Annotated in this window: 25 protein-coding genes, 1 tRNA gene and 2 pseudogenes; 12 read left to right on the top strand and 16 right to left on the bottom strand. The window is 66.5% G+C overall.

Going from position 1 to position 21,240, the window contains the following annotated elements:
- Positions 1-99 precede the first annotated feature (99 nt).
- Genes C1A30_RS00345 through C1A30_RS00330 form a run of 4 tightly spaced genes read left to right on the top strand, consistent with a single transcriptional unit; the run spans position 100 to position 3,219 of the window.
- Positions 100-1,137 (top strand): amidohydrolase family protein, encoded by a 1,038-nt coding sequence (locus tag C1A30_RS00345; RefSeq protein WP_101946305.1) that lies wholly within the window; start codon positions 100-102, stop codon positions 1,135-1,137.
- Position 1,138: 1 nt separating this feature from the next.
- Complete coding sequence (locus C1A30_RS00340; RefSeq protein ID WP_101946304.1) at positions 1,139-1,846, top strand: iron-sulfur cluster assembly protein; 708 nt, start codon at positions 1,139-1,141, stop codon at positions 1,844-1,846.
- A gap of 8 nt (positions 1,847-1,854) precedes the next feature.
- On the top strand, positions 1,855-2,880 hold the full coding sequence (locus C1A30_RS00335) for an NAD(P)-dependent alcohol dehydrogenase (RefSeq protein ID WP_101946600.1): 1,026 nt from the start codon (positions 1,855-1,857) through the stop codon (positions 2,878-2,880).
- A gap of 12 nt (positions 2,881-2,892) precedes the next feature.
- Entirely contained in the window at positions 2,893-3,219 is a 327-nt protein-coding gene (locus C1A30_RS00330) for a putative quinol monooxygenase (RefSeq protein ID WP_101946303.1), read from the top strand.
- Between the two features lie 3 nt (positions 3,220-3,222).
- Here the strand turns inward: C1A30_RS00330 and C1A30_RS00325 are convergent, their stop codons facing one another.
- Positions 3,223-3,852, bottom strand: coding sequence for a TetR/AcrR family transcriptional regulator (locus C1A30_RS00325; protein WP_101946302.1), 630 nt, complete (start codon positions 3,850-3,852; stop codon positions 3,223-3,225).
- 106 nt (positions 3,853-3,958) lie between these two features.
- Between C1A30_RS00325 and C1A30_RS00320 the strand changes: the two genes are divergently transcribed.
- Positions 3,959-4,204, top strand: coding sequence for a WhiB family transcriptional regulator (locus C1A30_RS00320; protein WP_369974083.1), 246 nt, complete (start codon positions 3,959-3,961; stop codon positions 4,202-4,204).
- A gap of 21 nt (positions 4,205-4,225) precedes the next feature.
- On the opposite strand, the gene C1A30_RS00315 is transcribed toward C1A30_RS00320, so the two are convergent.
- Positions 4,226-4,307, bottom strand: a tRNA-Leu gene (locus C1A30_RS00315).
- 65 nt (positions 4,308-4,372) lie between these two features.
- On the opposite strand from C1A30_RS00315, the pseudogene C1A30_RS36465 reads away from it, so the two are divergent.
- The 4 genes and pseudogenes from C1A30_RS36465 to C1A30_RS00295 all read left to right on the top strand — a co-directional run bounded on the left by C1A30_RS36465 (position 4,373) and on the right by C1A30_RS00295 (position 6,912).
- Positions 4,373-5,030, top strand: a pseudogene (locus C1A30_RS36465) (helix-turn-helix domain-containing protein).
- Entirely contained in the window at positions 5,011-5,382 is a 372-nt protein-coding gene (locus C1A30_RS00305; RefSeq protein WP_101946300.1) for a hypothetical protein, read from the top strand. The pseudogene C1A30_RS36465 and the gene C1A30_RS00305 overlap by 20 nt, the downstream one beginning before the upstream one ends.
- Positions 5,379-5,714 (top strand): DUF3817 domain-containing protein, encoded by a 336-nt coding sequence (locus C1A30_RS00300; RefSeq protein ID WP_101946299.1) that lies wholly within the window; start codon positions 5,379-5,381, stop codon positions 5,712-5,714. Before C1A30_RS00305 ends, C1A30_RS00300 begins: the two co-directional genes overlap by 4 nt.
- 19 nt (positions 5,715-5,733) lie before the next feature.
- Entirely contained in the window at positions 5,734-6,912 is a 1,179-nt protein-coding gene (locus C1A30_RS00295) for an acyltransferase family protein (protein WP_369974082.1), read from the top strand.
- On the opposite strand, the gene rdgB is transcribed toward C1A30_RS00295, so the two are convergent.
- From rdgB to clpS, 12 genes and pseudogenes are all read right to left on the bottom strand, one after another.
- A complete protein-coding gene (gene rdgB / locus C1A30_RS00290) occupies positions 6,824-7,429 on the bottom strand; it encodes an RdgB/HAM1 family non-canonical purine NTP pyrophosphatase (protein WP_200828116.1) in 606 nt (201 codons plus the stop codon). The two genes, C1A30_RS00295 and rdgB, sit on opposite strands and share 89 nt — an antisense overlap.
- 244 nt (positions 7,430-7,673) lie before the next feature.
- Complete coding sequence (locus tag C1A30_RS35315) at positions 7,674-8,060, bottom strand: hypothetical protein (protein ID WP_142392526.1); 387 nt, start codon at positions 8,058-8,060, stop codon at positions 7,674-7,676.
- A gap of 82 nt (positions 8,061-8,142) precedes the next feature.
- The gene (rph, locus tag C1A30_RS00275; RefSeq protein WP_101946296.1) at positions 8,143-8,925 is read right to left on the bottom strand and encodes a ribonuclease PH; all 783 of its coding nucleotides are present in this window, start codon (positions 8,923-8,925) and stop codon (positions 8,143-8,145) included.
- A 32-nt stretch (positions 8,926-8,957) separates the two neighbouring features.
- Positions 8,958-9,731 carry a cyclic nucleotide-degrading phosphodiesterase gene (locus C1A30_RS00270; protein ID WP_101946295.1) on the bottom strand — a complete coding sequence of 258 codons (774 nt, stop codon included), beginning with the start codon at positions 9,729-9,731 and terminating at the stop codon, positions 8,958-8,960.
- A gap of 58 nt (positions 9,732-9,789) precedes the next feature.
- The gene (gene murI / locus C1A30_RS00265) at positions 9,790-10,614 is read right to left on the bottom strand and encodes a glutamate racemase (RefSeq protein WP_101946294.1); all 825 of its coding nucleotides are present in this window, start codon (positions 10,612-10,614) and stop codon (positions 9,790-9,792) included.
- Positions 10,611-11,294, bottom strand: a complete 684-nt coding sequence (locus C1A30_RS00260; protein WP_101946293.1) for a rhomboid family intramembrane serine protease — start codon at positions 11,292-11,294, stop codon at positions 10,611-10,613. Before C1A30_RS00260 ends, murI begins: the two co-directional genes overlap by 4 nt.
- Positions 11,285-12,247, bottom strand: a complete 963-nt coding sequence (locus C1A30_RS00255) for a cysteine synthase (RefSeq protein WP_101946292.1) — start codon at positions 12,245-12,247, stop codon at positions 11,285-11,287. The genes C1A30_RS00260 and C1A30_RS00255 overlap by 10 nt, the downstream gene beginning before the upstream one ends.
- A 1-nt stretch (position 12,248) precedes the next feature.
- Entirely contained in the window at positions 12,249-12,521 is a 273-nt protein-coding gene (locus C1A30_RS00250) for a MoaD/ThiS family protein (RefSeq protein WP_101946291.1), read from the bottom strand.
- A gap of 12 nt (positions 12,522-12,533) precedes the next feature.
- A complete protein-coding gene (locus C1A30_RS00245) occupies positions 12,534-12,947 on the bottom strand; it encodes a Mov34/MPN/PAD-1 family protein (RefSeq protein WP_101946290.1) in 414 nt (137 codons plus the stop codon).
- A gap of 24 nt (positions 12,948-12,971) precedes the next feature.
- Positions 12,972-13,917 (bottom strand): annotated as a pseudogene (locus C1A30_RS00240) (P1 family peptidase).
- A complete protein-coding gene (locus C1A30_RS00235; protein WP_101946289.1) occupies positions 13,914-14,495 on the bottom strand; it encodes a DUF2017 domain-containing protein in 582 nt (193 codons plus the stop codon). Before C1A30_RS00235 ends, C1A30_RS00240 begins: the two are co-directional and overlap by 4 nt.
- Positions 14,496-14,502: 7 nt before the next feature.
- Positions 14,503-14,805, bottom strand: coding sequence for an ATP-dependent Clp protease adapter ClpS (gene clpS / locus C1A30_RS00230; protein ID WP_101946288.1), 303 nt, complete (start codon positions 14,803-14,805; stop codon positions 14,503-14,505).
- Between clpS and C1A30_RS00225 the strand changes: the two genes are divergently transcribed.
- The 3 genes from C1A30_RS00225 to C1A30_RS00215 are packed head-to-tail and all read left to right on the top strand — an operon-like array spanning position 14,804 to position 19,585.
- The gene (locus C1A30_RS00225; protein ID WP_369974081.1) at positions 14,804-16,147 is read left to right on the top strand and encodes a nicotinate phosphoribosyltransferase; all 1,344 of its coding nucleotides are present in this window, start codon (positions 14,804-14,806) and stop codon (positions 16,145-16,147) included. The two genes, clpS and C1A30_RS00225, sit on opposite strands and share 2 nt — an antisense overlap.
- Positions 16,078-18,114 carry an ATP-dependent DNA helicase gene (locus tag C1A30_RS00220; RefSeq protein ID WP_235009588.1) on the top strand — a complete coding sequence of 679 codons (2,037 nt, stop codon included), beginning with the start codon at positions 16,078-16,080 and terminating at the stop codon, positions 18,112-18,114. Before C1A30_RS00225 ends, C1A30_RS00220 begins: the two co-directional genes overlap by 70 nt.
- A 22-nt stretch (positions 18,115-18,136) precedes the next feature.
- A complete protein-coding gene (locus C1A30_RS00215) occupies positions 18,137-19,585 on the top strand; it encodes a neutral zinc metallopeptidase (protein WP_101946287.1) in 1,449 nt (482 codons plus the stop codon).
- Positions 19,586-19,614: 29 nt separating this feature from the next.
- Here the strand turns inward: C1A30_RS00215 and C1A30_RS00210 are convergent, their stop codons facing one another.
- Complete coding sequence (locus C1A30_RS00210) at positions 19,615-20,307, bottom strand: MspA family porin (RefSeq protein WP_101946596.1); 693 nt, start codon at positions 20,305-20,307, stop codon at positions 19,615-19,617.
- Positions 20,308-20,410: 103 nt separating this feature from the next.
- Positions 20,411-21,193: a virginiamycin B lyase gene (locus C1A30_RS00205; RefSeq protein ID WP_235009609.1), complete on the bottom strand. Its 783-nt coding sequence runs from the start codon at positions 21,191-21,193 to the stop codon at positions 20,411-20,413.
- Positions 21,194-21,240: the final 47 nt, after the last annotated feature.

Below are 21,240 nucleotides of genomic sequence, written 5' to 3'. Positions count from 1 at the left end.
GGGCCTCGGCCAGGCCGCTCGATGGCCATACAGTCGGGGCCAGGATGTGACAGCCGTCACACCCCGCCGTTTACCTGCCTCTCGGAGGGGGACCCGCTCATGTACCGCAAAGACGACACGAGCTATTTCATCGTCGACGCCCACATCGCCCTGTGGGATGCGCGTCCGGAGAACCAGCGCAACGTCCACGGCAAGCAGTTCATCGACTGCTTCTACGACTACCACCGCAACCTGTCGCCGGAGTCCGAGGTGTGGAGCTACGAGGAGTACCTCTACCAGGGCGGCGAGCGGCTGATGAAAGACCTGTTCACCGATGGCTACGTCGACCACGCGATCTTCCAGCCCGCCTACCTCGGCGAGTTCTACTACAAGGGATTCGGGCAGACCGACGAGGCATCGGAACTGGCTGCCAAGCACCCCGACAAGCTGACCTACAACCACAACTTCGACCCGCGCAACGGTGAAGCGGGACTCGACCGCCTGCGCGAAGAGGCGGCGAAGTTCGGCCTGAAAGGCGTCAAGCTCTACACCGCCGAATGGCATGGCGACTCACGCGGCTGGCGACTCGACGACCCGTGGGCATACCGCTATTTCGAAGCCTGCCGCGAGCTCGGCATCCGCAACATTCACGTCCACAAGGGACCCACCATCCGGCCGCTGGATCGGGACGCGTTCGACGTCGCCGACGTCGATCATGTGGCCTCCGACTTCACCGACCTGAATTTCGTCGTCGAACACTGCGGGCTGCCCCGCCTCGAGGACTTCTGCTGGATCGCGACACAGGAGCCGAACGTGCACGCGGGGCTCGCGGTGGCGATGCCGTTCATCCACACCCGGCCGAGGTACTTCGCGCAGATCATCGGGGAGCTGCTGTACTGGGTGGGCGAAGACCGCATCCAGTTCTCGTCGGACTACGCACTGTGGACGCCGCGCTGGCTGATCGAGGCGTTCGTCGACTTCCAGATCCCCGAAGACCTCGGCGAGTACGCACCCATCACCACCGACCAGAAGAAGAAGATCCTCGGGCTCAACGCCGCGAAGATGTACGGCATCGACGTGCCCGCCGAGCTGCAATTGGCACCGGCCGATGAGCCCGCCGTCGGCCCGCGCGGGGCCGACAACCTCGTGGGGGCCTGATATGGGCAGACACGAAATCGCCTACACCGCTTTGGCAGCGGTGATGGATCCCGAACTCGACGAACCGATCACGTCGCTGGGTTTCGTTCGCTCGCTGACGGTGTCGCCGAGCGGGAACGTGAAGGTGCACCTGCGGCTGCCGACGTCGTTCTGCTCACCCAACTTCGCCTACCTGATGGCTTCGGACGCGAAAGATGTTCTGGCCAAATTGGATTGGACCCGTCAGGTGGTGGTCGAGCTGGACGACCACCACGATTCGGACATCATCAATGCGGGGTTGGCCGCAGACGCAGGCTACCGCGGCACCTTCGGTTCCGAGGCAGAGAACAGCCTCGACGAATTGCGGGAGACCTTCCGGCGCAAGGCCCACACGGCGGCGATGGAGCGATGCGTGACGGCGCTGCTGCGGGCGGAGCCGAAATGGCGCGAACTGCCGTTGGGTGATGTTCGGCTGGGTGATCTACCCGACGACGCCAACACCGCGGCGTTAGTGCGTCGCCGTCACGCACTCGGGTTACCCACAGCTTTAGATGCTTTCGTGGTGGTGGATCATGACGGCCACCCCTACTCCGCGGACGATGTCCCGATGGCGTTGCGGCGCGCGCGCTCAACGCGCATCTCCATCGAGGGCAACGCGCACTTCTGCCGCGCACTGTTGCGCACCCGGTATCCAGACGAACTCGTCCCGAAAGAAGGAGCATTGCGATGAGCGAGACCATGCGGGCCGTGCAGGTTGTCGGCTATCACCAGAACCTGCAGATGACCGAAGTTCCCCTCCCGGCGCCCACCGGACCGTTCGACGTCATCGTCAAGATCGGCGGCGCCGGCGTGTGCCGCACCGACCTGCACATCCTCGAAGGCCAGTGGGCGGAAAAATCACAGGTGCAACTGCCGTACACGATCGGCCACGAGAACGCCGGATGGGTGCATGCGGTCGGCTCGGCGGTGACCAACGTCCGCGAAGGCGACAAAGTCATCGTGCACCCGCTGATCACCTGCGGGCTGTGCCGGGCGTGCCGGTCGGGTGACGACGTGCATTGCGAATCCAACGCCTTTCCCGGGATCGACACCAACGGCGGCTACGCCGACTACCTGAAGACCTCGGCGCGCAGCGTCGTGAAGATCGACGACTCGCTCGAACCGTCGGACGTCGCGGCACTCGCCGATGCGGGTTTGACGGCGTATCACGCGGCGGCCAAGGCCGCGAGGCGGCTGACGCCGCGCGACAAGTGCGTCATCATCGGTGCAGGCGGATTGGGCCACATCGGGATTCAGGTGCTCAAGGCGCTTTCGCCGGCCGAATTGATCGTGGTGGACCGCAATGCGGAAGCCCTCAAACTCGCCCAAGCGATCGGGGCGGACCACGGTGTGGTGGCCGACGGCAGTCAGGTGGAGCAGGTGCTGTCGCTCACCGGCGGCCATGGCGCGGAGGCAGTCATCGACTTCGTCGGAGAAGGCGGCGCGACGGCAGAAGGTGTGGCGATGTTGCGGCGGGCCGGCGATTATCACGTCGTCGGCTACGGCGAGAACATCAACGTGCCGACGATCGACATCATCTCCACCGAGATCAACTTCATCGGCAACCTGGTCGGGTCGTACAACGACCTGTGCGATTTGATGGCGCTCGCGGCGAGTGGAGCCGTCAACCTGCACACCCAGAAGTACGCTCTCGACGATTTCCAGTCCGCGATAACTGATCTCGACAACGGCAACGTGCGCGGTCGAGCCATCCTCACCCCCTAAGGAGCAGTCAGCATGATTTTCATCGTGGTCAAGTGGCGACCGAAGACGCAGTACGTCGACAGCTTCATGGACGAGGTTGCCGAATTCACCGAGGCCACCCGCAACGAACCCGGCAACCTGTTCTTCGACTGGTCGCGCAGCGTTGCGGATCCGTCGGAATACGTTCTGGTGGAGGGCTTCCGCGACGGGGATGCGGGCAAGGAGCACGTCACCAGCGAGCACTTCAAGAAGTTCGTCGCCGAGGCGCCCGCCCTGCTGTCATCGACACCGCTGATCATCAGCTCCGAGATCGGCGCGACGGGTTGGGGCGAGATGGGCGAGATCAAGGTCGACAGCTAGCCGTCAGCCGGCGGGCCGAAAAAGCCCGTCGCGCAACAACATATTGACCGACCGCTCCCACCGTCTTAGTTGGTTCGGGGTGGTGAGCGGTTCGGGTAGTTGACGCTCGACGTGCTTTCGCAGGATCAGACTGCCGAGGGCGAGCACGAGCGAGTTCAGCGCGCCCCACGTCACGTCGATTTCGGGACGTGTTTCGCCGCGTTCGCTGCGCTGGTTCCACCTGGCGATGCCGAAGGCGGTCAAGGTGTCGAACACCGCGGTTCCCAACGGGCTGCCGTCCAACAGCGCTCGGCCCACGTAGTCGGCGATGTCGGGATGCTCCGACAAAATCTTGGTGACGCGGGTGCTCATCTCGGCGACGGAGTCGGCGGGCGGTGGTGGGATCGGTTGCGAGATCGTCGCGACGACAACGGCCATCACGTGGTCGTCGACGGCCTGAATGAGCCCGGCCTTGTTGGTGAAGTGGTGCTGGACCAGACCGACGGAAACACCGGCGGCTTCCGCGACGGTGCGCAGGGATGTCGCCGAGGTGCCGTAGGAGGCGAAGCTCTTCAACGCCGCGTTTCGGATCCGCTCGATGGATGAGGTTTCGTCGGCGGTGACGTGATTACGCTCGGGCAGCACGGCCTTCATTCATACACCTATGTGATATGCGCAGGGATTCAGCGAGTTCGACAATATGTCTGTATCGCTCCTACAATACAGGCATATTGTCGGCCGCGAAAGAAAGGCGAGCTGGGTGCAGGACCTTGTGTGTACACGCGATCCAGATCGGTGGACGACCGTCGCCGACGAAGGTGCCAAGGAGTTGTGCCGCGTGTGCCCACGGCGGTGGCGGTGCGCTCAGGAGGCCTGCGAGACCCCGGGAGCGCAGGGAGTGTGGGCCGGCGTGCTGATACCGCATCAGGGTCGGGGGCGGCGGTTCGCGCTGAAGCAACTGCGGTCGCTGGCCGAGCGCAACGGGTTTCCGATCCGCACGGCGTGACCCGTCGCGGCTGAAGTTTTGTGCGCGAGGGGGGATTCGAACCCCCACGTCCATAGGACAATGGCACCTAAAGCCATCGCGTCTGCCGTTCCGCCACTCGCGCGTGAGTGCCGATCGTACCGCCCAAACGCATCACAAATTGTCAGTGGCGCTGCATAGCTTGAGGCCATGCGATCCGCAGAGGAGTTCGAAGCAGGGCAACGTCTGATCGCCGCGGGCATCAACGACTGCGAGATCGCCCGCCAACTCGGCATACCGCGGACGACAGTCCGCGACTGGCGGCGACGACCAGTGATTCGATCGCGCACTAGTGATGGCGCCTGCGCCGACGCCCACGATTTCAGACCCGGCAGTCATGAACCGGTGCCGTCAAGCCATCGAGATTCTGATGGCAGGACAACGCACAGGTTTGGTTCACCGAATCGGATGCGTAGACGTATCTGCGTATTCGAAGCATTGGCCGTGCTTGTTCCCTCAACATGGTCCCGGCAAGAAGCACAGTCGGCGCATCATCCTCGAACCGTGGCAGCAGGCGCTCGTCGATCAAGCGACTGAGGAATTCGTCCTCGGCCTGATCCACAGCGACGGCTGTCGCGTCGTCGCCGACGACCGTGGCGTGATGAGCGTGCGCTACCACTTCTCGAGCATGTCCGAAGACATCCTCGGCTTGTTCACGGGCGCACTCGACGCCCTGGGCATCCCGTGGACACGGTCGAGTAAGAAGATCGTTTCCGTCTACCGCAAAGCCGCAACCGCGCGCCTAGACGAATTCGTCGGGCCCAAGGACCGCGCGGTACCGTTGAACGGTGTCCACTACACGGCGTAGGAGACCAGCGCTTATCGCGTTGGTGATCGTCGCCGCCGCCAGTTGCCTCGCCCTGGCCTGGTGGCAGTGGACCCGCTTCGAGTCGACGTCGGGCACATTCCAGAACCTCGGCTACGCCCTGCAATGGCCGCTGTTCGCCGGGTTCTGCTTCTACGCTTACTACAAGTTCGTCCGCTACGAGGACGCCCCGCCTGAGCCTCGACGGCACGACACCGTGACCGAGATCCCCAACGGCCTGTTGCCCGAACGACCCAAAGCTGCAACGGCTTCCGACGACGACCTCACACTCCGCGAATACAACGCCTACCTTGCCGAGCTGGCCGACAAAGACAAGGAACACAAGACGCCATGACCGAAGCCCCGACCACGCCCGTCGAGACGATCCGCAAGTCGCTGCTGGCCTATCGCGTGATGGCCTGGACGACAGGCGTCTGGCTGATCGCGTTGTGCTACGAGATCGTCGTCCGGTACGTGGTCAAGGTCGACAATCCGCCGACCTGGATCGGCGTCGTACACGGCTGGGTGTACTTCATCTACCTCATCGCCACGGCGAACCTGGCGGTCAAGGTGCGTTGGCCGATCGCCAAGACCGTCGGCGTGCTGCTGGCAGGCACCATCCCGCTCGTCGGCATCATCGTCGAGAACATCCAGACGCGAAACATCAAGACCCAGTTCGGTTTCTGAGCTCGGTACACTCGATGCAGTGTCAGCAAGCCCTGGGGTGTGCTGTAGCCGCACCCCGGCGAGCGGTGTGACAGCGGCCACTTCCCCATCACGTGTTTCCGCCCTGACGGGCCTGCGTGCCGTCGCGGCCGTGCTCGTCGTGGGCACCCACGCCGCCTTCGCCACCGGCAAGCTCAGTCACGGCTACCTCGGCCACATCTACGCCCGCCTGGAGATCGGTGTCGCGATCTTCTTCGTCCTCACCGGCTTCCTGCTGTTCCGCCCATGGGTGCGCGCCGCCGCCCGCCGCTCAGCGCCACCCGACTTGCGCCGGTACACCTGGCACCGGGTCCGTCGTATCCTGCCGGCGTACGTCGTGACGGTATTGGCGGTCTTCGCCCTCTACACCGTCTTCACCCCAGGGCCCAACCCCGGGCAGACGTGGTACGGGCTGCTGCGCTACCTGACCTTCACGCAGATCTATACGAACGACTACCTGATCACACTGCTGCACACGGGCCTGTCCCAGATGTGGAGCCTTGCCGTCGAGGTGTCCTTCTATGCCGCGCTGCCCGTCCTCGCCTATCTGGTGCTGCGGGGCGCATTCAGACCGCGACGGACGCTGCTCGCCCTCACCGCGCTCGCCGCGATCTCACCGCTGTGGCTCGTCGTCGTCTCCACCACCGACGTGCTGCCGAACTCGGCGGGGATGTGGCTGCCTGCCCACATCGCGTGGTTCGCCGGCGGCATGGCGCTGGCCGTTCTCGAGGCCACCGGTGCCAGATGCTCTGCACCCATCCCGCTCGGCATCGCGATCGTTCTCTATCTCACCGTCGCGACCACCTCCGGCGCGGTCACCAAGTCACTGATGTATGCGGCCATCGCGACGCTCACGGTGGCGCCGATCGCACTCGGCGCCAAGGGCGCCTACGACCGGTTGCTGAGCAGTCGGCCGCTGGTCTGGCTCGGCGAGATCTCCTATGAGATCTTCCTGCTGCACGTGCCGATCATGGCCTTGACGATGAGCGTTGTGCTGCGTTGGCCACTGTTCACCGGCTCACTGCCGGGACTGATCGCGGTGACGCTTGCCCTGACGATTCCGGCGGCCTGGGCGCTGCACCGGCGCACGATCAACCGGACGCCAACTCGCGCAGCGCAGGGAGCAGCGCCGACAACGCACGACCGCGGTGCGAGACTGAATCCTTCTGCTCTGGGCTGAGTTCGGCGGCGGTGCGATACCAGCCCTGCGGCAGGAACACCGGGTCGTATCCGAATCCGCCATTGCCGCGCGGCTCGTGGACGATGGTTCCCGGCCACCACCCGCGCACGACGACCTCACGCGACTCGGACACCAGCGCACAGGCCGACACGAACGCCGCCCCGCGTCGCTCCTCGGGTACGTCGCGCAGTTGCGCCAACAACAGTTCGGTGTTCGCCGCGTCGTCACCGTGCCGCCCCGACCATCGTGCGGACAGCACGCCGGGCATCCCGTTCAGCGCATCGACTTCCAAGCCCGAATCGTCGGCAACCGACGGCAGACCGGACGCGCGGAACGCGTCGCGCGCCTTGGCCAACGCGTTCTCCTCGAACGTCGCCCCGGTCTCCGGTGCTTCGTCGAACGGCGCGACATCGTCGAGCGACAACAGTTTCAACGCGACCCCTGCGGTGTCGAGCACACGCCTCAACTCAGCGAGCTTCTTGGGGTTTCGACTGGCCACCAGTAGCTCGGTCACCAAGTGCTCCTCAGCGGGGTCAGGTACAGCTCGTCACTGATCTCCACATTAGAGACGAACGCTCCGGTCAGGGATGCGTCAACCCCGGCAAGCAGTTGATGAACAGGATGCACGGCNGAGCACACGCCTCAACTCAGCGAGCTTCTTGGGGTTTCGACTGGCCACCAGTAGCTCGGTCACCAAGTGCTCCTCAGCGGGGTCAGGTACAGCTCGTCACTGATCTCCACATTAGAGACGAACGCTCCGGTCAGGGATGCGTCAACCCCGGCAAGCAGTTGATGAACAGGATGCACGGCGGCGGCGGAGGCGCGGGCGGGCCGGGAGGGTTGCCCGAGATCATGATCGGTTTGGTCAACGGGGCGTTCGGGTCGAAATGGAAGGTGTGGCAGACGTTGGTGTCCCAGCCTGGTACTGCGTTCATCCCGGAACCGGGGCACCACAGCTGCCCGCAGTCGCCGAACGCGTTACAGGCCGGGGGACCCTCCGGCGGGGCGCACGGTGCGACGTTCGCGTTCGACGGCGAACACATCGGCGCGGCCTGTGCGGTACCCGCCGCCAGTCCAACGGCCGCGGCGGTCAAACCGCCTGACACAAGAGCCGCGGATGCCATCGCGGCGACGAAATTCCGAGACACGGCGTCTCCTTTCCAAGGGCTTGCGCAACACTTTCTGTGAGACGCCTTGGAAAATTCTTGGAGCCGTTCCCGCCCGTTCCGGCTAGCTGCCGAAGGCCTTCTTCGCCGGCTCCGTCGACTCGGGCAACGTGCCGGGATACGGCAGTGCGAGCGCCTCGCGCTGCACCGCGAACAACTGCTCACACGCGCCCATCGCCGCATCGAGCATCTTGTCCAGCGTCGAGCGCGGGAACGTCGCCCCCTCGCCGGTGCCCTGGATTTCGACGAGCGTGCCGGTGTCCGTCGCGACGACGTTCATGTCCACCTCGGCGCGCGAGTCCTCCGAGTACGGCAGGTCGACGCGGACGCGGCCGTCGACGACCCCGACGCTGACCGCTGCGATCGCACACGACAGCGGCCGCGGATCGGACAACTTGCCCGCTGCGCCCAGATACGTGACCGCGTCTGCCAGCGCCACATACGCGCCGGTGATCGCCGCCGTGCGGGTGCCACCGTCGGCCTGCAGCACATCGCAGTCGAGCGCGATGGTGTTCTCCCCCAGCGCCGCCAGATCGATGCATGCGCGCAGTGACCGGCCGACCAGCCTGCTGATCTCCTGCGTGCGCCCGCCGATGCGGCCCTTGACCGACTCACGGTCGGAGCGCTCGTGGGTGGCGGCCGGCAGCATCGCGTACTCGGCAGTCAGCCAGCCGAGCCCAGAGCCCTTACGCCAGCGCGGCACGCCTTCGGTCACGCTGGCCGTGCACATCACCCTGGTCTCGCCGAACTCCACCAGCACCGAACCGGCGGGGTGGGAGGTGAAACCGCGGGTGATGCGGACCGGGCGAAGCTCGTCGTCGAGGCGGCCGTCTTCTCGTCTGGACACGAGCCAACCCTAACTGGTGGGTCTGACCGCGCTCAGGACCGCGCGATGTCAAACGTCTCGTTGCAGACCACCGCGTGCACCGGGCCGTCGAACTCCGCCTTGGCCTCGCTGATGACGTCTTCGCGCGACGTCCACGGCGGAATGTGCGTCAACAGCAGTTCCCGCACACCCGCCTGCGCGGCGGCCCGGCCTGCCTCGGTGCCGGACAGATGCAGCTTCGGTGGCCGCTCGTGCGTATGGGTCCACGACGCCTCGCACAAGAACACGTCGGCGTCGCGGGCCAGATCGATCAGCTGATCGCAGTAGCCGGTGTCACCGCTGTACACCAACGTCGCGCCGGTCGGATCGGTGATCCGCAGCCCGTAGGACTCGGTCGGATGGCACACCAATTTCGGCACGACCGAAAGCGCGCCGATCTCCACAGCCTGGTTGTCCACCCAGTGCCGGATGTCGAAGATGTCGGAGAAATCGTCGATCTCCCCGCCCTCGGGCGACGACGCCGCGCCCAGCCGCGCCCACGTGTTGGCGGGGCCGTACATCAGCCCGCGCTGGGCGGCGGGGGTGGGGTGGTAACGACGCCACACGAACAGGCCGGGCAAGTCCAGACAGTGGTCGGCATGCAGATGCGACAGCAGCACGTGCACGGAATTGGGGTCGGCGTGCCGCTGCAGAGCGCCCAGCACGCCGCCACCGAAGTCGATGACCATGGGCGGGGTATCAGGGGCGGTCAGAAGGTAACCCGATGCTGGCGAATCCGGCCCGACAACACTGCCGGAGCAACCGAGTACGGTGATTCGCACACTCACTAGCTTGCCATGCCCGTAGTCCGGTTGACGAAAACATCGCCCGTTTGCACGACACAAATCACCTTTGCGCCGCAACGTGACGTTGAACAGGCCGAACACCGTCCAGACCGGGGCCGAGGAATCGGGCCGCGAGTGTGGTGAAGGCCTCCGGATCGCCCGTCGATTCGAAGAGTCGACGCGCCTGCGGGGCGTCATGTGACCGCAGCAAATCCAGTTCGGTGAGCACTCTCAGCAAGTCCTTAGCTGTCTCCTCGGCACTTGACACCAACGTGACCTGATCGCCCATCGCCAACTGGATCAACCCGGACAGCATCGGGTAGTGCGTGCAGCCAAGCACCAGGGTGTCGACCTCGGCGCGCTGCAGCGGTTCCAGATAGCCCTCCGCCAGGCCGAGCACCTGGCGGCCGCTGGTCACGCCGCGCTCGACGAAGTCGACGAACCGCGGGCATGCCACGCCGATCACCTCGGTGTCGCGGGCCGCGGCGAACGCGTCCTGATAGGCGCCCGACGCGATGGTGGCCGCGGTGCCGATCACGCCGATGCGGCCGTTTCTGGTCGCGGCCACCGCGCGGCGGACCGCGGGCAGGATCACCTCGACGACGGGCACGGGCGCGTAGCGCTCGCGCGCGTCGCGCAGCATCGCCGACGACGCGGTGTTGCATGCGATCACCAACGCCTTGACTCCGCGCGAGACGAGGTCGTCGCCGATCGCCAGCGCATGGGCGCGGATCTCGGGGATGGTCAGCGGGCCGTACGGGCCGTTGCCGGTATCGCCGACGTAGATGATGTCCTCGTCGGGCAGTTGGTCGATGATCGCCCGGGCCACCGTCAGTCCGCCGACGCCGGAATCGAAGATCCCGACGGGCGCCATTGCGGAGTTCACGTCGTCAGGTATGGGTTCGCCGCTTTGCGTTTCCGTTGCTCGCGACCCTTGCGTTCCGGGCCGGAGAGCAGATACGCCGCGATCACCCCCGCGACCGCACCGCACAGGTGGCCCTGCCACGACACCCCCGGGGTGCCCGGCAGCACGCCGAGCAGCACGCTGCCGTAGACGAACAGCACGATGACGCCGACGACGATCTCCCAGATCTTGCGGGTGAAGAAGCCGAACACGATCAGAAACGCCAGCCAGCCGAAGATCAGGCCGGAGGCCCCGATGTGGTTGGCCTCGCAGCGCACGCCGACGTACGGGCAGTGCGCGCCGATGTTGCCGATCAGCCATGTGCCGAACCCGCCGAGCAGCCAGATGATCACGGTCGCGAAGATGAACCGCGACATTCCGGCCAACGTCATCAGGAAGCCGAGAATAAGCGCCGGAACGGTGTTGGCGATCAGATGATCCCAGTTCGCATGCAGCAGCGGCGCGAACAGGATGCCCAGCAGACCGTCGGTCTCCAGCGGCCGGATGCCGTTGTCGTCGAGGCGGTGGTTCGACAGCGAATCGATCAGCTCGACGATCCACAGGATGGCCACGAACGTGACGATGGTGACCCCGCCGACCACCCACGCAGGCCGCTTCTTCGGCTCTTGGGTGGTGGGATACCCGGGGCCCGTCATGCCCATAGCTGCCCTTCCAATGCATCTTCTGCATCGTCCAGGCTACCGGCGTATGCGCCGGTCGACAGGTACTTCCATCCGGCGTCCGCAACGACGAACGCGATATCGGCCCGCTCCCCCGCCTTGACCGCCTTGGCCGCCATGCCCAGCGCGGCGTGCAGCACGGCGCCGGTGGAGATGCCGGCGAAGATGCCTTCCACCTGCACCAGCTCGCGGGTGCGCTTGATCGCGTCATAGGACCCGACCGAGTAGCGGGTGGTGAGCACGTCCGGGTCGTACAGCTCGGGGATGAAGCCCTCGTCGATGTTGCGCAACGCGTAAACGCCTTCCCCGTAGCGGGGTTCGGCGGCGACGATCTGCACATCGGGCACCTGCTCCCGCAGATACCGTCCGGTTCCCATCAACGTGCCGGTGGTGCCGAGGCCCGCGACGAAGTGCGTGATTTCGGGCAGGTCGGCGAGCAACTCGGGTCCGGTGCCCTCGTAGTGGGCCAGCGTGTTGGACTCGTTGCCGTACTGGTACAGCATCACCCACGAAGGATTCTGCGCCGCAAGCTCTTTGGCGTGCGCGACGGCGGTGTTCGAGCCCCCTTCGGCCGGCGAGCAGATGATCTTCGCGCCGTACAACTCGAGCAGTTGCCTACGCTCGATCGAGGTGTTCTCGGGCATCACGCAGATCATCCGGTAGCCCTTGAGCAGCGCGGCCATCGCCAGCGAGATGCCGGTGTTGCCGCTGGTCGGCTCCAGGATCGTCGCGCCGGGTTGCAGCAGACCCTTGCGTTCGGCGTCCTCGATCATCCGCAGCGCGGGCCGGTCCTTGATGGACCCGGTCGGGTTGCGGTCCTCGAGTTTGGCCCACAGCCGGACATGCGGCTCGTCATTCCACTTTGGCGAAAGCCGATGCAGCGCAACCAGAGGTGTGTTGCCGAGCGCCTGCAGCAGCGAGTCGTAACGCGTCAATCTAGCCGCCTGCGACGGCGGGCAGGATCGTCACCGAATCGCCGTCGCTGATCGCGGTGTCCAGTCCGCCGGAGAACCGCACATCCTCGTCGTTGACGTAGATGTTGACGAAGCGGTGCAGCTTGCCGTTATCGACGAGGCGCTCGGAGATGCCGGAGTAATTGGCCTCCAGGTCGCTGATCACGTCCTGCAGCGTGGCTCCTGACGCGGAGACCCGTTTCTCGCCACCGGTGTGGGTGCGCAGGATGGTCGGGATGGAAACCTCAACAGCCATGACTAAGCCTTTCTAGTACTGCTCGACGATTTTGACGGGTTCCTCGGTGACGACACCGTCGAGGATGCGGTAGCTGCGCAACTCGTGTTGATCGGGATCGCGCGTCGACACCAGTACGTAGTGCGCATCGGGTTCGGACGCATACGAGATGTCGGTGCGGCTCGGGTACGCCTCGGTCGCGGTGTGCGAGTGGTAGATGACAATCGGAGCCTGGCCTGCATCTTCCAAAGCCCGCCACACCTTGAGTTGCTCACCGGAGTCGAACCGGTAGAAGGTCGGCGACCGCTCGGCGTTGACCATCGGGATGAACCGCTCGGGCAGGTCCGACCCCTCCGGGCCCGCGATCACCCCGCACGCCTCGTCCGGATGGTCGGCGCGGGCATGCGCGACCATGGCGTCGACCAGGTCGGCGCGGATCACCAACACGTCAGTTCCTTTCTGCGCCGGGCCTCATCCGAACGCTCCGGGCAACATGTCCCGGTACGACGGTATTCCGGCGACCGACTCGGCGGCCAACACGCCCACCAGCACCGCACTGGCCAGGCAGTCCGCCGCCGCGGCCCCGACCGCGGTGATCAGCGGCGTCTCCGGTGACATCGACGCTGGTGTCAGCGGGTCCGGCGGCACCTCGATAGCGCCGGTGGCCAGCACGAACACCGTATCGCCGTCCAGCGGGGTGTGACAGGGGCGGATGGTGCGGGACAGACCACTGTGCGCGGCCACCGCGACCCGGCGGCAGCCTGCGGGGCTCAGCGCCGCGTCGGTGGCCACCACCGCGATCGTGGTGTTGAGCGGGCTGAACTCGGCGCGCCGGGCGGCGTACGCGGCAATCTGGTCGGCGGGCGGCGGCACCAGGCCGAACTCCTCGATCTGATACGCCAGCCACGGCAACCCGGTATCGGTGTCGACCACGTCTCCCGCGGCGTTGACCACCACGATCGCGCCGACCGTGACGCCGGAGTCGAGCGTGATTGACGGTACCCGCGCTCTGCGCGGCGGTGTAACCGAACTCGGCGGTGGGCCGGTTCTGCCACCCGCCGACGGGCAGATCGAAGACCACCGCGGCGGGCACGATCGGCACCACGCCGCCTTCCATCGCCACACCGCGGCCCTGCTCCTCGAGGAAGGTCATCACGCCGTCGGCAGCCGCGAGCCCGAATGCGCTGCCACCGCTGAGCACGATCGCGTCCGCATGGCAGACCGAGTTCATCGGGTCGAGCAGATCGGTCTCCCTGGTGCCGGGTGCACCGCCGCGACCATCGACCGCGCCGACCGTGCCCGGCGGCGCAAGCACGACGGTGGTGCCGCTGGCCCAGCCCGCGCCGAGCGTGACGTCGTCGTCCAGGCGCTGGTACTGGCCGACGAGGATGCCGCCCACATCGGTGATCGAACTCATCTCTTGCCCATCAAGCCGAGCACGAGATACTCCTGCAACACGGTCAACCACTGGTACACGTCGAGGTGTCCGGCCATCGGATGATCTGTCGGCAGTGCGTCGGGACCGTTCGGGCCGATGTCGAGCATGGTGCCGAGGGCCAGCCGCACATCGTTGACCGCAGCCGCCCACGCGGTGGCGTCGTCCTCGGTCAGTTCGAACTTCCCGCCACCCTTCGGGCAGGTGTCCAACAACCGTTGCGCCGCTTCGCGTTTCGCGTTGATGATCTCGGGTTCATGCAGGCTGCGCAGCGCGCTGTTCAGGCTCTCCATGGTGCCCGAGCCCGCGGGATGGTCGTTCTGCGGGCGGTGGAAATCCGGCAGCAGGCGCTTCATCGTTTCGTCCTGCGGCGGCGTGGAGTTACCCGTCTTCATCCCGGTGATCTCGTGGAGTTCGTCTGCGGGAGCGGAAGATTCGCGTTCCTCCAGCATGCCCAGCATCGACGTCACCAGGCTGCTGAGCAGGCCTGCCTCGTGCGCGGCAAGCGCGGACCGAAACCGCGGGCCCTCGGGGGTGTCGACCCGCTTCCACTTACGCACAGCCGGATCAGCGGTCCTGCTGCATGGTGGCCCACAAACCTGCGGCATGGAGCTTGGACACGTCGACCTCCATCGACTCGCGGCTGCCTGCTGACACCACGGCTTTGCCTTCGTTGTGCACCTGCAGCATGAGCTTGGTCGCATGCGGCTCGCTGTAGCCGAACAACTTCTGGAAGACATACGTCACGTATGTCATCAGGTTCACGGGGTCGTCCCAGACGATGGTCACCCAGGGGGCGTCCGTCGCCTCGACACTCTTGACATCCCGTTCCTCGCGGGTTCCCGGGCGGGTCTTCGCCGGAGTAACCATGTGGATCAGGATACCGAGGCCGCTCAACCGTTACCGTTGCGGTGTGCGTTCTGCTTCTACGGCGTTGCTGACCGACAAATACGAGCTGACGATGCTCGCGGCGGCGCTTCGGGACGGCAGCGCGCACCGCCGCGCCACCTTCGAGATCTTCGCCCGCCGGCTGCCGGAGGGCAGGCGTTACGGGATCGTCGCGGGCACCGCGCGGTTCGTGGAAGCATTGGCGGAGTTCAGGTTCGACGACACCGCGCTGGCATCGCTGGAAGGCGCGGTGGATCGTGAAACGCTCGCGTACCTCGCCGACTACCGGTTCTCCGGCGACGTCGACGGCTACGCCGAGGGTGAGCTGTACTTCCCGGGCTCTCCGGTGCTGTCGGTGCACGGGACCTTCGGCGAATGCGTTCTGCTCGAGACGCTGGCGCTGTCGATTTTCAATCACGACACCGCGATCGCCTCGGCCGCCGCGCGGATGGTCAGCGCGGCCATCGAACGCCCGCTGATCGAGATGGGTTCGCGGCGCACGCATGAGCAGGCCGCTGTCGCCGCGGCGCGGGCGGCCTACATCGCCGGGTTCGCCGGATCGTCGAATCTCGAGGCGCAACGCCGCTACGGCGTGCCTGCCCTTGGCACCAGCGCGCACGCGTTCACGCTGCTGCACACCACCGGCGAGGGGCCCGACGAGAAGGCCGCCTTCAAGGCTCAGGTCGACGCGCTCGGCGTCGGCACCACGCTGCTCGTCGACACCTACGACATCACGCGAGGCGTGGCCAACGCCGTCGAGGTGGCGGGCACCGAACTGGGCGCGGTGCGGATCGACTCCGGCGACCTCGGCGTGATGGCGCGCCAGGTCCGCGATCAACTGGACCGTCTCGGCGCCACCAAGACCCGGATCGTGGTGTCCGGCGATCTCGACGAGTTCTCCATCGCAGCGTTGCGCGCCGAACCCGTCGACATCTACGGCGTCGGCACTTCGGTGGTGACCGGTTCCGGCGCGCCGACCGCCAGCATGGTCTACAAGTTGGTGGAGGTCGACGGCATGCCCGTCGAGAAACGCAGCAGCCTCAAGGAATCCCATGGCGGACGCAAACAGGCGCTGCGGACGTGCAAGCCCACCGGCACCATCGTCGAGGAGATCGTGTACCAGTACGCCCAGCCACCGCGCGACGAGCCAGGGCGCCTGCTGACGGTCGATCTGGTGCGCGACGGCGAACCGGTCGGCGACCTGAGCATCGACGCGGCGCGCAAGCGCGTCAAGGAAGGACTGCACAGCCTGCCATGGGACGGCCTGAAACTGTCGAAGGGCGAGCCCGCGGTCCCGACCCGGATGATCCCGCCGTCCCGCTAGGAGAAGTCACGGACGTCACCGAACTGCTGGCCAAGGCGGTCGCCGCGCTGGGCGGTAGCGAGCGCAGTGGCCAGATCGAGATGGCCGAGGCCGTTGCGCGCGCATTCGACACCGGCGAGCATCTCGCCGTGCAGGCGGGCACCGGCACCGGCAAGTCGCTGGCTTACCTGGTGCCTGCGATCGCCAAGGCCGTCGAATCCGAAGAACCGGTGGTGGTGTCGACCGCCACCATCGCGCTGCAGCGCCAACTCGTCGACCGCGACCTGCCGAGGCTGGCCGATTCCCTCGCCGACGTCTTGCCTCGTCGGCCGGAGTTCGCGCTGTTGAAGGGGCGCGGAAATTACCTGTGCCTGAACAAGATTCACAATGGCTCAACTGGCACTGCGACTGAGCCCGACGACCGGCCGCAGGAGGAGCTGTTCAAGCCGATGGCCGCCAGCGCGCTTGGCCGCGACGTGCAGCGACTGATCGCGTGGTCGTCGGACACCGACACCGGCGACCGAGATGAGTTGACGCCGGGCGTGCCGGACCGGTCGTGGTCGCAGGTGTCGGTATCGGCGCGGGAGTGCATCGGCATGGCCCGCTGCCCGTTCGGCACCGACTGTTTCGCCGAACGGGCCCGCGACAAGGCGGGCCACGCCGACGTCGTCGTCACCAACCACGCGCTGCTGGCGATCGATGCGATGACCGACGCCGCCGTCCTTCCCGAACACCACCTGCTGGTCGTCGACGAGGCACACGAACTGGTCGACCGGGTGACCGGGGTGGCCACCGGCGAGTTGTCGGCGACCGCGATGGGCGTCGCGCAGCGTCGCGTCAGCAGGCTCATCGATCCTGAACTCGTGCAGCGCCTTGACGCCGCGGCGGCGACGTTGTCGTCCGCGATCCACGACGCGTCTCCCGGCCGCATCGATGTCATGGACGACGAGATGACCACCTACCTGACCGCGCTGCGCGACGCCGCCAGCAGGGCGCGCTCGGCGATCGACACAGCGCCAAGCGATCCGGCGGCGGCGTCGGCGCGCGCCGAGGCGGTGACCGCGCTGACCGACATCAGCGACACCGCGACCCGAATCCTGACGTCGTTCGTGCCCGCCATCCCGGACCGCGACGACGTGGTGTGGCTGGAGCGTGACGACAACCGTGCGGTGCTGCGGGTGGCGCCGCTTTCGGTGGCAGGTCTGTTGCGCGGCAGGCTCTTTGAGCACACCACCGCAGTGCTGACGTCGGCGACGCTGACCATCGGCGGCACCTTCGATTCGATGGCATCGGCGTGGGGGCTGGCGGGCGACGAGGTGAAGTGGCGCGGCCTCGACGTCGGGTCGCCGTTCGAGCATGCGAAGTCGGGGATCCTCTACGTGGCCGCACATCTGCCGCCGCCGGGCCGCGACGGCACCGGGTCGGCCGAGCAACTCGACGAGATCGAGGCGCTGATCACCGCCGCGGGTGGTCGGACGCTGGGGCTGTTCTCGTCGATGCGGGCGGCCAAGGCCGCGGCGGAGATCATGCGCGACCGACTCGACACCCCGGTGTTGTGCCAGGGCGATGACACCACGTCGGCGTTGGTGCAGCAGTTCGCCGACGACCCCGAGACGTCGCTGTTCGGCACGCTGTCGCTGTGGCAGGGCGTGGACGTGCCCGGCCCGTCGCTGTCGCTGGTGCTCATCGACCGCATTCCGTTTCCCCGGCCCGACGATCCGCTACTGACCGCGCGGCAGCGCGCGGTGGCGGCCCGCGGCGGCAACGGGTTCATGGCCGTCGCCGCCAGCCATGCGGCCCTGCTCCTGGCGCAGGGAGCAGGACGTCTGTTGCGACGCGTCGACGACCGCGGTGTGGTCGCGGTGCTGGATTCGCGGATGGCGACCGCCCGTTACGGCGGTTATCTGCGTGCATCGCTGCCACCGTATTGGGCCACGACCGACTCGAACCGGGTGCGCGAAGCGCTCGAACGTCTGCGCGCAGGCTGACAGCTTTCATTAAGCTGCCTGCATGGGAAGGGGCCGGGTCATAGGTGCCGCGATCGCAGCCTGCACCGTGCTTGCGTTTCCCGCGTGCACCACAACCCTTCAAGGCAAAGCGGTCTCGGTGTTCGACGACCCGTTCCACGTCGCGGGCATGCCCGCCAGCGACGGCCCGACCGGGCTGCGACCCGACGCGAAGGGCGATGTGCGCGACGTCGAAGGTACCGACAACGGTCAGATCGACAAGCTGGCCGCCAACGCCGTCAGCGACCTCGAGGACTACTGGAGTCAGGTGTACGGTGATACGTTCGACGGGCAGTTCACCCCTGTCGAGGCGTTGATCTCTTGGGACGCAAACGGTTTCGACGGGACGTCGTTCTGCGGCGAGGACACCTACGGCATAGTCAACGCCGCGTTCTGCTATGACGACGACACGATCGGCTGGGACCGCGGCGAATTGCTGCCCGCGCTGCGAAAAGCCTACGGGGACATGGGCGTCACGATGGTGCTCGCCCACGAGTACGGTCACGCGGTTCAGCACCAGGCGGGAGTCAACAAGAAGGGCACCCCGACCCTGGTCAAGGAGCAGCAGGCCGACTGCTTCGCCGGTGCCTACATGCGCTGGGTCGCCGAGGACAAATCGCCGCGGTTCACGCTGTCCACGGGTGAGGGGCTGAACACCGTGCTGGCGGCCGTGATCGCGTTCCGCGACCCGCTGTTCGCCGAGGGTGATCCGGAAGCCGGTGTGGACGAACACGGTTCGGCGTTCGAGCGGCTTTCGGCGTTCCAGTTCGGCTTCACCGACGGGCCGTCGGCGTGCGCCGCGATCGACCTGCGTGAGATCGGCCAGCGGCGCGGCGATCTACCCGTGCTGCTGCCCGAGGACCAGACCGGGGAACTGCCGATCACCGAGGAGTCGGTGCGGTCGATCGTCGATGCGATGGGCATTGTGTTCGCTCCCGCGAACCCACCGAAGCTGAGCTTCAACGCCGCCGACGCCAAGGGTTGCCCTGACGCCCGGCCCAGTCCGCCTGCGTCGTACTGTCCGGCCACCAACACGATCGTCGTCGACCTCGACGAACTCGAGGTGATGGGCGCGCAATCGGACAGCGACAACGGCGTCGGCCTGGCCAGCGGCGACAACACTGCCTATTCGGTGCTGGTGTCCCGGTATATGCAGGCGCTGCAGCACGCACGCGGCGGCGTCGTCCTCGACAACGCCGAGGCCGCACTGCGCACGGCGTGCCTCACCGGCGTGGCGACGGTCAAGATGTCGAAGACCATCACCACGCCCGACGGCAACACCATCGCGCTGACGGCAGGCGACGTCGACGAGGCGGTGTCGGGCATCCTGACCAACGGCCTCGCCGCCAGCGACGTCAACGGCGAGTCGGTGCCGTCCGGGTTCTCGCGCATCGACGCGTTCCGGGTCGGTGTGCTAGGCGACGAGGACCGCTGCTTCAAGCGCTTCCGCTGATCTTGGAACCCCTAAGGTGCGGCGAGCGACTAGACCTTCTTCGTCACGCCGTACCACGCGGTGACGACGTCCGACACGTCGGTCGACCGGGTCAGGAATGAGTATGAGCGGATGAAGGATTCGCCGACACAGCCGTCGATCTTGATCCGGAAACCGTCGATAAGAATCCACGGGTCGAAGCCCCGGAACTGCTTCTTGGACACCGGAACCACGTTGACGATGCCTGGCTTCAACGCAATCGCCATACCGCCGGACACCGGGGTCAACACGCCCGGCACCACGCCCTCCGGGAACGGCGAGACGACGTCGACACCGCCAAGGCCCACCGACGGGGTCACGCCGACGCTGCCGGTCAGCGTCACACCGTTGGACGTGCTCATGTCGATGCCACAACCGATCTGGTAGCCCACCTCGAGCGTGCCGGAAGGAGGTTCGGCGTCGTCGGGCCCGGAGAGTGCACCGCTGTACGTGCCACCGACCTGGTACTCGCGCGACGACACCGCCGTCGTCAGCGGTGGAATCACCCGCTGCAGTTCGTTTTTCGCCGACACCGTCTGGGTCCAGCCGTCGGGTGCGATGGTGGTCGCCGGCGGCGACGACTCCACCCAACCGTCGTCGGCAGGCGCGGCGGCCTCGGCGGCGACGGCTTCGGTATCGGGGTCAGCGGACGCGCTGGGCGGGGCCGAAGCGCAGAGCAACGCGCAGACGGTCAACACGGCCATCGGATGAACCAGCACAGCCGGATCATGACCGACCACGCGATCCTGTCCGGCAAAGGCGGGCCGGATGTCAGCGAGTCTTTATCCGAGCGTGACCGGACCGAGTTCAGGTGGGCATTCGCAGCACGAAGCCGGATTCCAGCGCCACCCACGGTGCACCGTCGGCGCCGATCGCCAAACCGTGCGGCTCACTGCCAGGCGGCAGGTCGATGGTGACGACGTCCGAGCCGTCGCCGCTGACGCGCGCGATCTGGTCAGCGCCCCACAGGCTCACCCACACCCCGTCCTGCGGATCGGCGACCACCGCATGCGGCTTTCCCGGCAGCTCCATCTCCTGAATCGCGTCGTCCATCGGAATGCGGCCGAGTTTGGAGGCCAGGATCTCCGTGAACCACACCGCATCGTCGTGTGTCGCGGCGATCCCGACGGGACCCGCTGCCGCCGTTGGCAATTCGCGCACCGTCACGCCGTCTGCCGCAGCGAACCGGCCGATCGCATTGCCCTGATTCAGGGTGAACCACAACGCGTTGTCGGGGCCGGTGACGATCATCGACGGTGCGCCACCGACCGCCGTCTCGCCGGACAGTTCACCGTCGACGGAGATCCTGCCGACCTCACCCGACGTCATCGCGGTGAACCACATCGCCCCGTCGGGGCCTGCGGTGATGCCGTACGGACCGGTGTCCTCCCCCAGTTGGAACATCGTCAATTCGCCTGCCATCGTGATCCGGCCGATGCGGTCGTCACCAGTGCAGGTGAACCACATCGCGCCGTCCGGCCCGGCGGCGATGATCGAGGGCCGGGAACGCGCGTCGACCGGATACACCGTGACGTCACCTCCGTCGGTCACCCGCGCAATCGCGCCCGCGTGCACCAACGTCACCCACATCGCCTCATCCGGGCCGAGCGCAAGCGCGTACGGCCCGCCGTCCACAC

Origin of the sequence: Mycobacterium sp. 3519A (genome assembly GCF_900240945.1) — a bacterium.
Classification (GTDB): Bacteria; Actinomycetota; Actinomycetes; order Mycobacteriales; family Mycobacteriaceae; genus Mycobacterium.
This window is presented reverse-complemented; position numbering and strand designations above follow the sequence as displayed.

Excerpts from the sequence above, each read along its gene's own strand:
- C1A30_RS00215 (WP_101946287.1), top strand. The coding sequence starts at position 18,137 with ATGGGAAGGGGCCGGGTCATAGGTGCCGCGATCGCAGCCTGCACCGTG.
- C1A30_RS00340 (WP_101946304.1), top strand. The coding sequence starts at position 1,139 with ATGGGCAGACACGAAATCGCCTACACCGCTTTGGCAGCGGTGATGGAT.
- C1A30_RS00330 (WP_101946303.1), top strand. The coding sequence starts at position 2,893 with ATGATTTTCATCGTGGTCAAGTGGCGACCGAAGACGCAGTACGTCGAC.
- C1A30_RS00345 (WP_101946305.1), top strand. The coding sequence starts at position 100 with ATGTACCGCAAAGACGACACGAGCTATTTCATCGTCGACGCCCACATC.
- C1A30_RS00325 (WP_101946302.1), bottom strand. The coding sequence starts at position 3,852 with ATGAAGGCCGTGCTGCCCGAGCGTAATCACGTCACCGCCGACGAAACC.
- C1A30_RS00210 (WP_101946596.1), bottom strand. The coding sequence starts at position 20,307 with ATGGCCGTGTTGACCGTCTGCGCGTTGCTCTGCGCTTCGGCCCCGCCC.
- C1A30_RS00220 (WP_235009588.1), top strand. The coding sequence starts at position 16,078 with ATGGGACGGCCTGAAACTGTCGAAGGGCGAGCCCGCGGTCCCGACCCG.
- C1A30_RS00205 (WP_235009609.1), bottom strand. The coding sequence starts at position 21,193 with ATGTGGGTGACGTTGGTGCACGCGGGCGCGATTGCGCGGGTGACCGAC.
- C1A30_RS00300 (WP_101946299.1), top strand. The coding sequence starts at position 5,379 with ATGACCGAAGCCCCGACCACGCCCGTCGAGACGATCCGCAAGTCGCTG.
- C1A30_RS00250 (WP_101946291.1), bottom strand. The coding sequence starts at position 12,521 with ATGGCTGTTGAGGTTTCCATCCCGACCATCCTGCGCACCCACACCGGT.
- C1A30_RS00225 (WP_369974081.1), top strand. The coding sequence starts at position 14,804 with ATGTGGATCAGGATACCGAGGCCGCTCAACCGTTACCGTTGCGGTGTG.
- clpS (WP_101946288.1), bottom strand. The coding sequence starts at position 14,805 with ATGGTTACTCCGGCGAAGACCCGCCCGGGAACCCGCGAGGAACGGGAT.
- C1A30_RS00260 (WP_101946293.1), bottom strand. The coding sequence starts at position 11,294 with ATGGGCATGACGGGCCCCGGGTATCCCACCACCCAAGAGCCGAAGAAG.
- C1A30_RS00335 (WP_101946600.1), top strand. The coding sequence starts at position 1,855 with ATGCGGGCCGTGCAGGTTGTCGGCTATCACCAGAACCTGCAGATGACC.